The sequence below is a fragment of the Diaphorobacter nitroreducens genome, from assembly GCF_002214645.1.
GTDB classification, from domain to species: Bacteria; Pseudomonadota; Gammaproteobacteria; order Burkholderiales; family Burkholderiaceae_C; genus Diaphorobacter; species Diaphorobacter nitroreducens.
Genome location: NZ_CP016278.1, coordinates 539984 through 554214, shown reverse-complemented (window position 1 = coordinate 554214; position 14231 = coordinate 539984). Strand labels below are relative to the sequence as shown.

Below are 14231 nucleotides of genomic sequence, written 5' to 3'. Positions count from 1 at the left end.
GCAACCACCCGGCAGGCCTGCCGGGTGGTTTTTTTATGCGCCGTTCAAAGAGCGCTGCGCGGTCCACTGCTCCCACCCCTGTGCGCGCAGTTCGCAGGCGGGGCAGCCGCCGCAGCCGTGGCCCCAGGCGTGCAGGTCGCCGCGCTGGCCCAGGTAGCAGGTGTGTGACTCGCACCGGATCAGTTCGACCAGGGCGTCGCCGCCCAGCCGCTGCGCCAGGGCCCAGGTGTCGGCCTTGCTGCGCCACATCAGCGGAGTTTCCAGCGTCAGCGGGCGGTCCACGCCCAGACTCAGCGCCACCTGCAGCGCCTTCAGCGTGCTGTCGCGGCAGTCGGGGTAGCCGGAATAGTCGGTCTCGGACATGCCGCCCACCAGCACATCCAGCCCGCGCCGATAGGCCAGCGCCGCCGCCAGGGTGAAGAACAGCAGGTTGCGCCCGGGCACGAAGGTGTTGGGCAAACCGTCCGCCTGCATGGCGATGGCCACGTCTTCGGTCATGGCGCTGCCGCCCAACTGCGCGAGCACGTCCACCGTCAGCATGTGGTCCGGCCCCAACTGTCCCGGCCACGGCAGGGCGCGCACACCGTCGATCAGCCGCTGCCGGCAGTCCAGCTCGACGCGGTGGCGCTGCCCGTAGTCAAAGCCCAGGGTTTCCACATGCCCATAGCGCGCCAGCGCCCAGGCCAGGCAGGTCGCGGAGTCCTGCCCGCCCGACAGCAGCACCAGCGCGCGCCGCTGCGGCAGGCGGCTCATGGCGCGGTCGCGAGCGGGGCCGCGCCCTCGCGCATGCTGCGCACGATGGCGGCCAGCGCCACGCCGTAGGCCGGCACGAAGAACAGCAGGCTCACGGCCAGCTTGATGACATAGTCCACCACGGCGATTTCGCCCCAGTGGGCGGCCATAAATGCGTCAGGGCTGCGCCAGAAGGCGATGGAGAAGAACGCCGCCGTATCCAGCGCCTGGCCGAACACCGACGCCGCCGCAGGCGCCAGCCACCACGAGCGGCTGCTCTGGCGGATACGGTCGAACACCTGGATGTCCAGCAGTTGCCCCAGCACGTAGGCGGCAAAGCTGGCAAAGGCGATGCGGAACACGAAGGTGTTGAAGTCACCCAGCGCCGCCCAGCCGTTGAAGCGGCCTTCATGGAACAGCACGCCCACCACATACGACGCCACCAGCGCCGGCAGCATGGCGCGGGTGATGACGCGGCGCGCCTCGGCCTTGCCGATGAGCCGCACCGTCAGGTCGGTGGCCAGAAAGATGAACGGGAAGCTGAACGCCCCCCAGGTGCTGTGAAAGCCCAGCAAATTGATGGGCAGTTGCACCAGGTAGTTGCTGGCGATGACGATGGCGATATGGAACGCCACCAGGAGGGAGAGGTACAACGGCACGCGCGATGGTGCCTTCAGCGAGGTCATGGCAGTCCTTTTTGGATGGGACCTCTGCAATACCTGTAGGGATCAGCACGCTGCGAATCGGTATGGGACGCGAAGCGCAAACCACAGCGGTGGCAGGGCCACCCCGAGGATTTGCATCGACGCAGGCCACCGAGCCCACAGAGGCGTGCGGCACTACAGGTGTTGCGGAGGTTCCTGGATGGGGGCGAGGGAACCCATGGTGGCAACAGAGCCGGGGCGCGATTGTAGGCACATTTGCGCATCCCACCCGCGCACAGGGTTGCGCCGCGTATTTTTTTCAAGGCACCCGTCACACAATGCATGCGCCGCACGTCTTAGGGGCATGAACGCGACAACCTCACTCGCCATGGACCAGCATCTCGCCGCCTTTCAGCAGCACCGCCCACGCCTGGCGGGCGTGGCCTATCGCATGCTGGGCAGCCGCACCGATGCCGAGGACGTGCTGCAGGACGCCTGGCTGCGTTGGCAGGCGACGGCCCTGGAGCGCGTGCAGACGGCCGAGGCCTGGCTGATCACCACTGTCACCCGGCTGTGCGTGGACCGGCTGCGCGCCGCGCGCATCGAACGCACGGCCTATGACGGGCCCTGGCTGCCGGAACCGTGGATCGCCGGCGACAGCGCCCCGGCCGCCGATGCACGCGCCGAACTGGCCAACGACCTGTCCGTGGCGCTGCTCGTGGTGCTGGAGCGCCTCACTCCCGACGAGCGCGCCGCCTTCCTGCTGCACGACGTGTTCGACAGCGACTACCCCGAGGTGGCGAGCGTGCTGGGCAAGAGCGAGGCCGCCTGCCGCCAGCTGGTGCACCGCGCGCGCGCCCAGGTGCGCCAGCGCAGGGCGCGCTTCACGGCCACACCCGAGGCGTCGCGTGCGCTGGTGGAGCGCTTCGTGCAGGCCATGCGCACGCAGGACCATGCGGCGCTGCTGGCACTGTTCGCCGAGGATGCGCAGTGGACCGCCGACGGCGGCGGCAAGGTGCGCGCAGCCGCCAAGCTGCTGCACGGGCCGCGTGCGATCGCACGCCTGGCCGCGTCGGTGTGGCGCCTCTACCTGAGCCACCAGACCATGGAGGCGGTGGACGTCAACGGCGGCCCCGGGCTGCTGCTGCGCGACGCGGGCGGCGTGCGCGCCGTCATGGCCTTCGAGACCGACGGCGTACACATCCACGCGGTGTATTCCGTCCTCAACCCCGACAAGCTGCGCGGCCTGTAGGCCTGCGCGCTTCGCCCGGCACCGTCTGCGCGGCGGCGCCGCGTTCACCCCTTTTTTCTCACCCCCCTGCAAGGAGCCTTCCATGTCCTCAGCCCCCCGCATCAACCTCCCTCGCCACGCCGCAAGCTATGCCGCCATGTACGGCCTGCAAAAACACGTCGATGCGGGGCAACTGCCCGTCCAGTTGCACGAGCTGGTGAAGATGCGCGCCTCGCAAATCAATGGCTGCGCGTTCTGCATCGACATGCACGCCCGCGAGGCGCGCGAGCATGGCGAAAGCGACCGGCGGCTGCACCTGCTCAGCGCCTGGCGCGAGAGCGGCGTGTTCGATGCGCGCGAATGTGCCGCACTGGCCTGGACCGAGGCCCTCACGCGTCTGGAGCAGTCGCAGGTGCCCGACGCCGTGTACGACGAGGTGCGCGCGCAGTTCAGCGAAGCGGAGATCGTGGAGCTGTCGATGGCCATCGTCACGATCAATGGCTGGAACCGGCTCAATGTAGCGTTCCGCACCCCGCCCGGGCGCTACACGCCGGCGTGAACTGGCGCCGCAGACGGCAACCTTGACCCAGGTCATGCACGCGCGACGGAGGCGGCCGCCCTGCCCGCCAGGCATGGGGGCAGCGGCGCACAATGACCGCAAGCCCTGGCCAGGCTGGGGCACTGCAAGGAAAGGAAGCTGCCATGACGTCATCCCCGGCCTCCGCGCTGCCCTCGTCGCCCGCACCCGCGGGCGGCTCCACGCTCACCCAACGTGCCGGCCTGTGGGTGGCCATCGCCGTGCTGCTGCTCATCGCCTTCATGCCCGCGCTGCCGGGCCTGCCGCAGGCCGGGCAGATGATGCTGGCCGTCCTCGCGTTCGCGGTGATCCTGTGGATGACCGAGGCGCTGGACTATGCGGTGAGCGCCGTCGTCATCGGCGCGCTGATGATCGTCCTGCTGGCCATCAGCCCCGTGCCGGGCAAGGAGGCGGCAGGCGCCATGATGGGCACGCGCGCCGCGCTGCCCTATGCCCTGGGGGGCTTCAGCAACAGCGCCGTGGTGCTGGTGGCGGCCGCCTGCTTCATCGCCGCGGCCATGACGGCGACGCAGCTGGACAAACGCATCGCGCTGCAGGTGCTGTCGTACGTACCCGCGCGCGCCAACCACGTGGCGATGGGCGCGATCCTGGTGGGCTTTCTGCTGTCGTTCATCGTTCCCAGCGCCACGGCGCGCGTGGCCTGCCTGATGCCGATCATGCTGGGCTTCCTGTCGGCCTTCGGGGCGGAGCGGCGCAGCAAGTTCGCGGCGCTGGTGGTGATCACCGCCGCGCAGACCGCCAGCGTGTGGAACATCGGCATCAAGACCGCCGCCGCGCAGAACATGGTGGCCATCGGCTTCATCGAGAAGCAGTTCGGCCAGACCATCACCTGGGGCCAGTGGTTCGTGGCCGGGGCGCCGTACTCCGTCGTGCTGACCATCGCGCTGTACTTCGTCATGACGCGCATGCTCAGGCCCGAGATGGACCACATCGCCGGCGGGCGCGAGGCCATCCATCGCCAACTGGCCGAGCTGGGCCCCATGACCGCCAACCAGTGGAAGCTGCTGGGCATCACGCTGGTGCTGCTGGGCTTCTGGGCGACCGAGGGTGTGCTGCACGACGTGGACACCACCACCTCCACCATCGTGGCCATCGCACTGATGCTGCTGCCGCGCCTGGGCGTGATGGGCTGGAAGGAGTCGCAAAGGGGCTTCCCCTGGGGTACGGTGCTGCTGTTCGCCGTGGGCATCGCCATGGGTGCAGCCCTGCTCAAGACCGAGGCCGCGCCCTGGCTGGCACGCCTGATCGTGGACAGCCTCGGCCTGGCCAACGCCACGGCATTCGCCATCTTCATGCTGCTGGCGCTGTTCCTGATCGTGATCCACCTGGGGTTTGCCAGCGCCACGGGCCTGGCCTCGACCATGATTCCGATCATCATCAGCGTGATGCAGGCGGTGCAGACGCCGGGCATCAACCCCATCGGCATGACCATGCTGCTGCAGTTCGTGGTCAGCATCGGCTTCATCCTGCCGGTGAACTCGCCCCAGGGCATGCTGGCCTACGGCACCGACACCTTCGACATCAAGGACTATGTGCGCACGGGCCTGGTGCTCACCGCCGTGGCCATCGCGCTGCTGGTGGTGTTTGCGCTGACCTACTGGCCCTGGATGGGCTACATGACCCTGCCGGCGCGCTGAGGCCCCTTCGCCGGCCTATGGCCCATGCGATTACAGGCATTTTGGCCTGTAGCCCTTTACTGATAAGCGGTAGCAGCTATCAAAAGGTTAGCAGCTACCGCCTGCTAGACCACCACCGGCTCCGGCTCCAGCCGGATGCCGAAGCGCTCGTACACGCTGGTCTGGATGGCGCGCGCCAGCGTCATCACCTCGCCGCCGGTCACGCTGTCGTCGGGCGTGCCGCGGTTGACCAGCACCAGCGCCTGCTTGTCGTACACGCCGGCCTTGCCCACCGTCTTGCCCTTCCAGCCGCAGGCGTCGATGAGCCAGCCCGCCGCCAGCTTGATGGTGCCGTCGGGCATGGGGTAGTGCACGATCTTCGGGTCGCGCGCGATGATGTCCTGGCACTGCTCGGGCGTGACCGTGGGGTTCTTGAAGAAGCTGCCGGCGTTGCCGATCACGGCCGGGTCGGGCAGCTTGGCACGGCGGATCTCGCACACCCAGTCAAAGATCTGCTGCGCCGTGGGCCGCTCCACGCCCGCCTCCTGGCGCTTGCGCTCCAGGTCCAGGTAGCCCAGCTCAGGCGCCCAGTCCTTGCGCAGCAGAAAGCGCACATGGGTGATGACCGCGCGCCCGGCCAGCCCCATGCCGCGGTGCAGCCCCCCACCCTCGTGCGGGGCCTGGGGCGCGGCATGCTTGAACACCGAGTCGCGGTAGCCGAAGGCGCACTGGGCTGCGTCCAGCGTGAAGGGGCGGCCCGTGGCCAGGTCGATGGCCACCAGGGAATGAAAGCGGTCCTGCAGTTCCACGCCGTAGGCGCCGATGTTCTGCACGGGCGCTGCGCCCACGGTGCCGGGAATCAGCGCCAGGTTCTCCAGGCCGGGGTAGCCCTGGGCCAGCGTCCAGGCCACGGCCTCGTGCCAGACCTCGCCCGCGCCGGCCTCCACGATCCAGGCCTTGTCGGTCTCTTCCAGCAGGCGCAGGCCCTTGATCTCCATCTTCAGCACGAGGGGCTTGACGTCGCCGGTCAGCACGATGTTGCTGCCGCCCCCCAGCACGAACACCGGCTGGCGCTCCAAGCGGTGGTCGCCCAGCAGGTCGTGCACGTCCTTGGCCGAGCGCACGCGCACCAGGGTGTGCGCACGTGCGGCGATGCCGAAGGTGTTGTAAGTCTGCAGGGGAACATTTTTCTCGACTAACATCGACCGGATTGTCGCACCCGCCCCCAGGCGGGCGCGGGTTTGTACCGAGTTAGCCGCGAGTGATGCCATGCCTTCTTTTGATACCGTCTGTGAAGCCAACTTCGTTGAAGTGAAAAACGCCGTGGAGAACACCGCCAAGGAGATCGGCACGCGCTTTGACTTCAAGGGCACCTCTGCCGCCGTCGAGCTGAAAGACAAGGAAATCACGCTGTTCGGCGACGCCGACTTCCAGCTGCAGCAAGTCGAGGACATCCTGCGCAACAAGCTCACCAAGCGCAACGTGGACGTGCGCTTCCTGGACGTGCAAAAGCCCCAGAAGATCGGCGGCGACAAGCTCAAGCAGGTGGTGAAGGTCAAGAACGGCATTGACAGCGAGCAGGCCAAGAAGATCCAGCGCCTGATCAAGGACAGCAAGCTCAAACTGCAGGCTGCCATCCAGGAAGACAAGGTGCGCGTCACCGGCGCCAAGCGCGACGACCTGCAGGCCGCCATGGCGCTGATCCGCAAGGACATCGCCGACCTGCCGCTGACGTTCGACAACTTCCGCGACTGATGACCGCCCGCCGCCCATGCACCGCCTGACCCTGCGCCTGGCCGCCGCCCTGCTGGCAGCCACCGGCCTGCCCGCCGCCTATGCGCAAAGCGTGGCGCTGGCCGGCATCCTGGGCGGCAAGGCCCTGCTGGTGGTGGACGGCAGCGCGCCGCGCAGCGTGGCACCGGGCGGCTCCCACATGGGCGTGCGCGTGGTCTCGGTGGGCCGCGACGGCGTGGTGCTGGAGGTCGCGGGCGCGCAGCGCGCGATCCAGCTGGGCGAGTCGCCCGTGAGCATTGGCGGCAGCGCGGCCGGCCAGCGTATCGTGCTCAAGGCCGACGCGCGTGGGCATTTCATCAACAGCGGCTTCATCAACGGTCGCGTGATGCAGTACATGGTGGACACGGGCGCCACCACCGTGGCCATCGGCCGGCCCGACGCGCAGCGCATGGGCCTGAAGTTCGAACAGGGCCAGCCCGTGATGATGAACACCGCCAACGGCACGGCGCAGGGCTGGCGCATGCGGCTGGAGTCCGTGCGGGTGGGCGATGTGGAACTGCGCAGCGTGGACGCCATCGTCACCGCGGAGGCCATGCCCTATGTGCTGCTGGGCAACAGCTTCCTGCGCGAATTCCACATGAACCGCAGCGGCGACGAGATGGTGCTGCAACGCCGCCGCTGACGCGCGTCGCCCTCAGGCCCCCATGTCCGCACAGCCCCAACCCAGTGGCACCGATCCGTCGGGCAGCGACTACGAAGACCTGCTGGGCCAGTGGTCCGACCTGGAGTCCGCCCTGTCGGCGCTGCTCGCGCGGCCACGGCAGGCGCGCGACTTCGTGGCCAAGGTGCGCCAGTGCGACCGCTGGCTTCAGGACCTGGTGGCGCACGACATCGACGCCGCGCTGTACCTCATGTTCCAGCTCGCCGCCACCTCCACCGTGGGCTACAGCGCATCGCATGCGCTTGTGTGCGGCACGCTGTGCCACATCCTGGCGCAGGAGTTGCAGTTGCCGCCGCAGGAGCGCGACAGCCTGGTGCGCGCGGCGTTCACCATGAACATCGGCATGACGGCGCTGCAGGATGCGCTGGCCGTGCAGCGCGAGCCGCTCTCGGCCGAGCAGCAGCAGGTCGTGGCCAGCCACCCTCGGCTTGGACTGGACATGCTGGAAGATCTGCAGGTCACCAACGACCTGTGGCTGGAGATCGTGGCGACGCACCATGCGCCCTCATCCGATGCGGCCGTCCCCCTGGCGAGCCTGCCCGTACGGGAGCGGCTCACGCGCATCCTGAGCACCATCGACCGCTACGCGGCCCTGATCAGCCCGCGCAAGTCCCGCGCCGGCCGCAGCGCCACCGACTCGGTACGCGCCATCGTGGGCCAGGACAGCGACGCGCGCGACGAAGCCAGCCTCATGCTGGTGCGCACCGTGGGCCTGTGCCCGCCGGGCACGTTCGTACGCCTGGACAACGGCGAGACGGCCGTGGTGCTGCGCCGCAGCGAGCGGGCGAACTTCCCGCTGGTGGCCAGCGTGCTGGATGCCAAGGGCGAGCCGCTGGCCTCGCCCGCGCTCTACCACACGGTGCGCGGACAGCCGCGCATCCAGTCGGCGCTGGCGCGGTCGGCGGTGACGGTGGAACTGCACAACCGCACCATGGTGCGCCTGGGGCTTTATGCGGCCCAGCGCACACAGACCCTGTCCCGCTGAAAAGCCGGGCCTACGGCATCAGGAAACACACGGCACTGCGTGCCGCCTGCCGGGTGCGGACAGGCGCGTGCCCGGCTTTTAGGCTTTCTTCTTGGAGCCCAGGCGCGATTCCTTGCCCTGCAGCAGGCGCTGGATGTTTTCCTTGTGGCGCCAGGCCAGCAGGCCCGACATCACGGCGATGGCCACGCCCACGCGCGCATCGGTGTACCACGCCACGCCACCGCCCAGCACGTAGAAGAACGGCGCGAACACCGCGGCCACCAGAGAGGCCAGCGACGAGTAGCGGAAGAAGAACGCAATGATCACCCAGGTGAGCAGCGTGGCCAGGCCCAGCCAGCCGCTGATGCCTATGAGCACTCCCAGCGCCGTGGCCACGCCCTTGCCGCCTTCAAAGCGGAAGAACACCGGCCACAGGTGGCCGAGGAACGCCGCCAGGCCGACCAGCGCCATGGTGCCCTCCTCCAGACCGTAGGGCGCGCCGAACCAGCGCACCAGCACCACGGGCAGCCAGCCCTTGAGCGCATCGAACAGCAGCGTGACGGCCGCCGCCGCCTTGGAGCCCGAGCGCAGCACGTTGGTGGCGCCGGGGTTCTTGCTGCCGTAGGTGCGCGGGTCGGACAGCCCCATCACGCGGCTGACGATGACGGCAAACGACAGGGAGCCCAGCAGGTAGGCGGCCACGGCAGCGGCAAGGGGCAAAAGGACAGTGCTCACGACAAGGGGCGCTCAGGGAAGGTGAATGACAAAAGCAAAACCGCCCTATTCTGCCAGCGCGCACTGCACCGGCCGCGCACCCAGCAGCTGCACGCAGGCCTGCGGGTCCAGCTGCACCAGGAAGCCGCGGCGCCCGCCGTTGATGGCAATGCGCGGCAGCTGCAGGATGCTCTCCTCGATGAACACCGGCATCTGCTTGCGCGTGCCGAACGGCGAAGTGCCGCCCACCAGGTAGCCGCTGTGGCGGTTGGCCACCTCGGGCTTGCAGGGCTCCACGCTCTTGGCGCCGATCTGGCGCGCAAGGTTCTTGGTGGACACCTTGCAGTCGCCATGCATGAGCACGATCAACGGCTTGGCGTCCTGGTCCTGCATCACCAGCGTCTTGACCACCACGTGTTCGTCCAATCCCAGCTGGCGCGCCGACTCCTCGGTGCCGCCATGCTCCACGTAGTCGTACGGGTGCTCCGTGAAGGCGACCTTGTGCGCGCGCAGCAGTTGCGTGGCAGGGGTTTCGCTCACGTGGGCGGTCTTGTCCTTCTTGGCCATAAACTCAAAAACAATAGCTGCCCGCGCTTACCAGTCAAGCGTTACAGGCCGATTCGATCTAAAACTCATTGCGCCGGATCGCGCATCTCCCAGCGCACCGCATCGATGGCAGCCAGCAGTTCGGGCGACAGGCGCGTGTCCCACGCATCCAGGTCTTCGTCCAGTTGCGCAAGGGATGTCACGCCGATGATGGTGCTGCTCACGCGCCATTGGTGGTAGCAGAAGGCCAGCGCCATCTGCGTGGGCGACAGGCCGTGGTCACGCGCCAGTTGGTTGTAGCGGCGCGCCGCAGCCAGCGCCTCGGGACGGCCCCAGCGCTGCTTGCGCACCGACTCATAGCGCGCGATGCGCGCCTGTTGCGGCGCACCCGCGTCGGCGGGCGCGTACTGGTCGAACTTGCCGGTGAGCAGGCCGAACGCCAGCGGCGAATACGCAAGCAGCGACACGCCCAGGCGGTGGCACGTCTCGTCCATGGCGTTTTCCCAGCTGCGGTTGAGCAGGCAGTACGGGTTCTGGACCGACGCCACGCGCGGCAGCCCGTGCTGCTCCGCCAGGCGCACGAACTCGTGCACGCCGTAGGGCGTCTCATTGGACAGGCCGACATAGCGCACCTTGCCCGCACGCACCAGGCCGGCCAGTGCTTCCAACTGGTCGTGGATGGGCGTGGTGCTGACTTCCTTGGACGGGTCGTAGTACAGCGTGCCGAACGCGGGCACGTGCCGCTCGGGCCAGTGGATCTGGTACAGGTCGATCACGTCGGTCTGCAGCCGGCGCAGGCTGCCCTCACACGAGTCGACGATGTCCGCCGCCGTCATGCCCTGGCCCTTGCGGATCCACGGCATGCCGCGCGACGGGCCCGCCACCTTGGTGGCCAGCACCACCTTGCCGCGCATGCCCGGGCGGCTGGCAAACCAGCGGCCGATGATGGATTCGGTGGCGCCACAGGTGGCCTCGCGCGCGGGCACGGCATACATCTCGGCCGTGTCGATGAAGTTCACGCCGCGCTCCAGCGCGCGGTCGAGGATGGCGTGCGCCGCCGGCTCCGCCACTTGCTCGCCAAAGGTCATGGTGCCCAGGCAGATCGGCGTGACGTGCAGGTCGCTGTGGCCAAGGGGAAGGGTATGCATGCAGGCTCCGAAAGACAGTTGCGCCCGAGTTTACGGATTCGCGTCACATCGCGCAGGCCGCGCCCACTCCGCCGCGTTGTCGCGGCCACGACGCGCCGCGGACGGTTCACCGCGAAATAATCCACCCATGTACCAAGCCCAACGCCCTTGCCGCACCGAGACCGTTCCCGTTCGCACGCTGCACTACCACGTGCGGGTCTGGGGCGAGCGCCCCGCCGATGCGCCGCCCCTCGTGCTGCTGCATGGCTGGATGGACGTGGGCGCGTCCTACCAGTTCGTGGTGGACGCCTTCAGCGCCGCCTTTGCCGCGGGCCGCCAGATCATCGCGCCGGACTGGCGCGGCTTCGGCCACACGCGCACGCCCGCACCGAGCGACAGCTACCACTTCGTGGACTACCTGGCCGACCTGGACCAGCTGCTGGACCATTATGCCGGCGAGCAGCCGGTGGACCTGGTGGGCCACAGCATGGGCGGCAACGTGGCCATGCTGTATGCCGGCGCGCGGCCATCGCGCATCCGCCGCCTGGTCAACCTGGAGGGCTTCGGCCTGCCCGCCACCCAGCCGGCGCAGGCCCCCCAGCGGCTGGCGCAGTGGATGGACGAGATCCGCCAATTCGAGCGCGGCGACCTGGCCCTGAAGCACTACGACAGCGCCGATGGCGTGGCCCTGCGGCTGATGAAGACCAACCCGCGCCTGCCCTCGGACAAGGCCGCATGGCTCGCCCGCCATTGGGCGGCGCAAGATGCCCAGGGCCGCTGGCACATCCAGGGCGATGCGGCACACAAGATCGTGAACCCGCAGCTGTACCGGGTGGACGAGGTGCTGGCGCTGTACCAGGCCATCACCGCGCCGGTGCTCTCGGTGCATGCCAGCGACGACAGCCTGGGCCAGTGGTGGAAGGGCCGCTACACGCTGCAGGAATACCACCAGCGCCTGACCCAGGTGCGCGACGTGCGGCATGCCGTCGTCGAGAACGCAGGCCACATGCTGCACCACGACCAGCCGCGGGCCGTGGCGGCGCTGATCGAGGCGTTCGTGGCCGGGCCGGCGCCCGCAGCCTGAGTCGACGCCTTGCGCACGCGGCGCTCGCGCTGCCCACGCTCGCCTGTGCGTCGTGCAACGGGCGCGGCCGCTGCTCACGGGCGGCCCCACTGCAGATATCCCCGCCGCGCAGCGCGGTGTCGTGGCAGGCGCTGCCGCCCGTGGCCGACAATCGGGCAACCGCGCTTTGCCGCTTTGTTGTCAGCCCTCGAAAGGTAGCCCCACCGCATGGACCAGAACCGCGACGCCCACCCTCCCGCCACCCGCATCGGCATCGTCGGCTACGGCAATCTGGGGCGCGGCGTCGAGGCCGCAATCGCCAAGAACCCCGACATGGCGATTGCCGGCATCTTCACGCGCCGCGACCCCGCGCAGCTCCAGCCGCTGGGCGCAAGCGTTCCGGTGCACGGCATGGACAGCCTGTTGCGCCACAAGGGCGCTATCGATGTGCTGGTGCTGTGCGGCGGCTCCAAGGACGACCTGCCCTGGCAAAGCCCCGAGCTGGCCGCGCATTTCAACCTGGTGGACAGCTTCGACACCCATGCGCGCATCCCCGGGCATTTCGCCGCCGTGGACGCCGCGGCCCAGGCCGGCCAGACCACCGCACTGATCTCGGCCGGCTGGGACCCGGGCCTGTTCTCCATCAACCGCGTGGTGGGCGAGGCCCTGCTGCCCGACGGGGCCACCTACACTTTTTGGGGCAAGGGCCTGAGCCAGGGCCACTCCGACGCGGTGCGCCGCGTGCCCGGCGTGGCGGGTGGCGTGCAGTACACCATCCCCGTGCCCGAGGCAGTGGACAAGGTGCGCAGCGGCGTGCGTCCCGAGCTGTCCACGCGCGAGAAGCACCGGCGCGAGTGCTTCGTGGTGCTGCAGGACGGTGCCGACGCTGACGCGGTGCGCCGGGCCATCGTCGGCATGCCGCACTACTTTGACCAGTACGACACCACGGTGCAGTTCATCAGCGCCGAGGAACTGGCGCGCGACCATGGCGCCATGCCGCACGGCGGGTTCGTGATCCGCAGCGGCAACACCTCGGCGTCCAGCAGGCAGGTCATCGAATACCGGCTGCAGCTGGACAGCAACCCCGAGTTCACCGCCAGCGTGCTGGTGGCCTATGCACGCGCGGTGCACCGCATGCACGCGGCGGGTCAGTTCGGTTGCAAGACCGTGCTGGACGTGGCGCCCGCCCTGCTGTCGGCCAAGAGCGCGGCGGAACTGCGCGAGCAGTTCCTGTAAGCCCCGCGGGTATCAGGCCAAAACAGCCTCTAGCGCCCACCCAACAATCGCAGATAGCTATTGTAAAGATAGCAACCACATATAACCCCGGCCGGTTCCCGGCGCTGCAGGGTGCGTTAGCGGGGGCATCAGCCCGCCATGAGAAAATCGCGCGTTATTCACAAGACACCACCAGGACACCCGCACCATGGAAGCAGAACGCATCAACCTCATCGGCACCACCCTCGAAGACCTGACCGAGCGGACCCAAGAGCTACGGAGGTATCTTTGACTACGATGCCAAGTTTGAACGCCTGCGCACCGTCAACGCATCGCTAGAAGACCCGGCTGTCTGGAACGACCCCAAGAAGGCCCAGGAGCTCGGCAAGGAAAAGAAGTCGCTCGACGCCGTGGTGCTGACGCTGCAAAAGCTCACCACCGAGCTGGCCGACAACGCCGAGCTCTACGAAATGAGCAAGGAAGAAGGCGACGAGGCCGGCCTGACGACCATCGAAGCTGAGGCCGAGAAGCTGCGCCCGCTCATCGAGGAGCTGGAATTCCGCCGTATGTTCAGCAATGAGGCCGACCCGCTGAACTGCTTCGTGGACATCCAGGCCGGCGCCGGCGGCACCGAGGCCTGCGACTGGGCCAGCATGCTGCTGCGCCAGTACCTGAAGTACGCCGAGCGCAAGGGCTTCAAGGCCACGGTGGAAGAAGAAACCCCGGGCGACGTGGCCGGCATCAAGAGCGCCACGATCAAGATCGAGGGCGAGTACGCCTACGGCCTGCTGCGCACCGAGACCGGCGTGCACCGCCTGGTGCGCAAGTCGCCGTTCGACTCATCGGGCGGGCGCCACACATCGTTCGCCTCGCTGTTCGTCTACCCCGAGATCGATGACTCCATCGAGATCAACATCAATCCGTCCGACGTGCGCACCGACACCTACCGTGCCTCGGGCGCGGGCGGCCAGCACATCAACAAGACCGATTCGGCCGTCCGTCTGACACACATTCCCACGGGGATCGTGGTGCAGTGCCAGGATGGCCGCAGCCAGCACAGCAACCGCGACGTGGCCTGGCAGCGCCTGCGCTCGCGCCTGTATGACTTCGAAATGCGCAAGCGCATGGAAGAGCAGCAGAAGCTGGAAGACACCAAGACCGACGTGGGCTGGGGCCACCAGATCCGCAGCTACGTGCTGGACAACAGCCGCATCAAGGACCTGCGCACCAACGTCGAAGTCTCCGCCACGCAGAAGGTGCTGGACGGCGACCTGGACGTGTTCATCGAAGCCTCGCTCAAGCAGGGTGTCTAAACAGGGCGTGCAA

15 protein-coding genes are annotated in these 14231 nt (G+C 68.2%); 9 read left to right on the top strand and 6 right to left on the bottom strand.

Translation table 11 applies throughout. The features are described 5' to 3' along the window. Positions 1–33: 33 nt before the first annotated feature. Positions 34–753, bottom strand: a complete 720-nt coding sequence (gene queC, locus BA022_RS02570; protein ID WP_088886460.1) for a 7-cyano-7-deazaguanine synthase QueC — start codon at positions 751–753, stop codon at positions 34–36. Further along, positions 750–1418, bottom strand: coding sequence for a 7-cyano-7-deazaguanine/7-aminomethyl-7-deazaguanine transporter (locus BA022_RS02565; protein WP_015913664.1), 669 nt, complete (start codon positions 1416–1418; stop codon positions 750–752). Before BA022_RS02565 ends, queC begins: the two co-directional genes overlap by 4 nt. Before the next feature lie 346 nt (positions 1419–1764). On the opposite strand from BA022_RS02565, the gene BA022_RS02560 reads away from it, so the two are divergent. The 3 genes from BA022_RS02560 to BA022_RS02550 all read left to right on the top strand — a co-directional run bounded on the left by BA022_RS02560 (position 1765) and on the right by BA022_RS02550 (position 4842). Next, entirely contained in the window at positions 1765–2628 is an 864-nt protein-coding gene (locus tag BA022_RS02560) for an RNA polymerase sigma-70 factor (RefSeq protein ID WP_228403688.1), read from the top strand. 82 nt (positions 2629–2710) lie between these two features. Beyond that, positions 2711–3166 (top strand): carboxymuconolactone decarboxylase family protein, encoded by a 456-nt coding sequence (locus BA022_RS02555; RefSeq protein ID WP_047350461.1) that lies wholly within the window; start codon positions 2711–2713, stop codon positions 3164–3166. A gap of 143 nt (positions 3167–3309) precedes the next feature. Beyond that, positions 3310–4842 (top strand): DASS family sodium-coupled anion symporter, encoded by a 1533-nt coding sequence (locus BA022_RS02550; protein ID WP_088886458.1) that lies wholly within the window; start codon positions 3310–3312, stop codon positions 4840–4842. A 104-nt stretch (positions 4843–4946) separates the two neighbouring features. On the opposite strand, the gene murB is transcribed toward BA022_RS02550, so the two are convergent. Beyond that, the gene (gene murB / locus BA022_RS02545) at positions 4947–6023 is read right to left on the bottom strand and encodes a UDP-N-acetylmuramate dehydrogenase (protein WP_015913668.1); all 1077 of its coding nucleotides are present in this window, start codon (positions 6021–6023) and stop codon (positions 4947–4949) included. A gap of 67 nt (positions 6024–6090) precedes the next feature. Here murB and BA022_RS02540 point away from each other — a divergent pair, with 67 nt between their 5' ends. The 3 genes from BA022_RS02540 to BA022_RS02530 are packed head-to-tail and all read left to right on the top strand — an operon-like array spanning position 6091 to position 8261. After that, a complete protein-coding gene (locus BA022_RS02540; RefSeq protein ID WP_015913669.1) occupies positions 6091–6576 on the top strand; it encodes a YajQ family cyclic di-GMP-binding protein in 486 nt (161 codons plus the stop codon). Positions 6577–6592: 16 nt separating this feature from the next. After that, a complete protein-coding gene (locus BA022_RS02535; protein WP_011805907.1) occupies positions 6593–7237 on the top strand; it encodes a retropepsin-like aspartic protease family protein in 645 nt (214 codons plus the stop codon). Positions 7238–7259: 22 nt separating this feature from the next. Further along, complete coding sequence (locus tag BA022_RS02530) at positions 7260–8261, top strand: HD-GYP domain-containing protein (RefSeq protein ID WP_088886457.1); 1002 nt, start codon at positions 7260–7262, stop codon at positions 8259–8261. Positions 8262–8339: 78 nt separating this feature from the next. Here the strand turns inward: BA022_RS02530 and plsY are convergent, their stop codons facing one another. From plsY to BA022_RS02515, 3 genes are all read right to left on the bottom strand, one after another. After that, the gene (plsY, locus tag BA022_RS02525) at positions 8340–8975 is read right to left on the bottom strand and encodes a glycerol-3-phosphate 1-O-acyltransferase PlsY (RefSeq protein WP_088886456.1); all 636 of its coding nucleotides are present in this window, start codon (positions 8973–8975) and stop codon (positions 8340–8342) included. A 45-nt stretch (positions 8976–9020) separates the two neighbouring features. Continuing rightward, positions 9021–9521: a Cys-tRNA(Pro) deacylase gene (gene ybaK, locus BA022_RS02520; protein ID WP_088886455.1), complete on the bottom strand. Its 501-nt coding sequence runs from the start codon at positions 9519–9521 to the stop codon at positions 9021–9023. 65 nt (positions 9522–9586) lie between these two features. After that, positions 9587–10648: an aldo/keto reductase gene (locus BA022_RS02515; protein ID WP_088886454.1), complete on the bottom strand. Its 1062-nt coding sequence runs from the start codon at positions 10646–10648 to the stop codon at positions 9587–9589. 127 nt (positions 10649–10775) lie between these two features. Between BA022_RS02515 and BA022_RS02510 the strand changes: the two genes are divergently transcribed. From BA022_RS02510 to prfB, 3 genes are all read left to right on the top strand, one after another. Then, positions 10776–11711 carry an alpha/beta fold hydrolase gene (locus BA022_RS02510; RefSeq protein WP_088886453.1) on the top strand — a complete coding sequence of 312 codons (936 nt, stop codon included), beginning with the start codon at positions 10776–10778 and terminating at the stop codon, positions 11709–11711. 207 nt (positions 11712–11918) lie between these two features. Next, positions 11919–12926, top strand: a complete 1008-nt coding sequence (locus BA022_RS02505; protein WP_088886452.1) for a diaminopimelate dehydrogenase — start codon at positions 11919–11921, stop codon at positions 12924–12926. A gap of 187 nt (positions 12927–13113) precedes the next feature. After that, positions 13114–14218 (top strand): peptide chain release factor 2 gene (prfB, locus tag BA022_RS02500; RefSeq protein ID WP_011805914.1). Its coding sequence is split into 2 segments (ribosomal slippage): positions 13114–13194 and positions 13196–14218, totalling 1104 coding nucleotides; the frame shifts between segments, so codons are not numbered across the junction. The last annotated feature ends 13 nt before the right edge of the window (positions 14219–14231 follow it).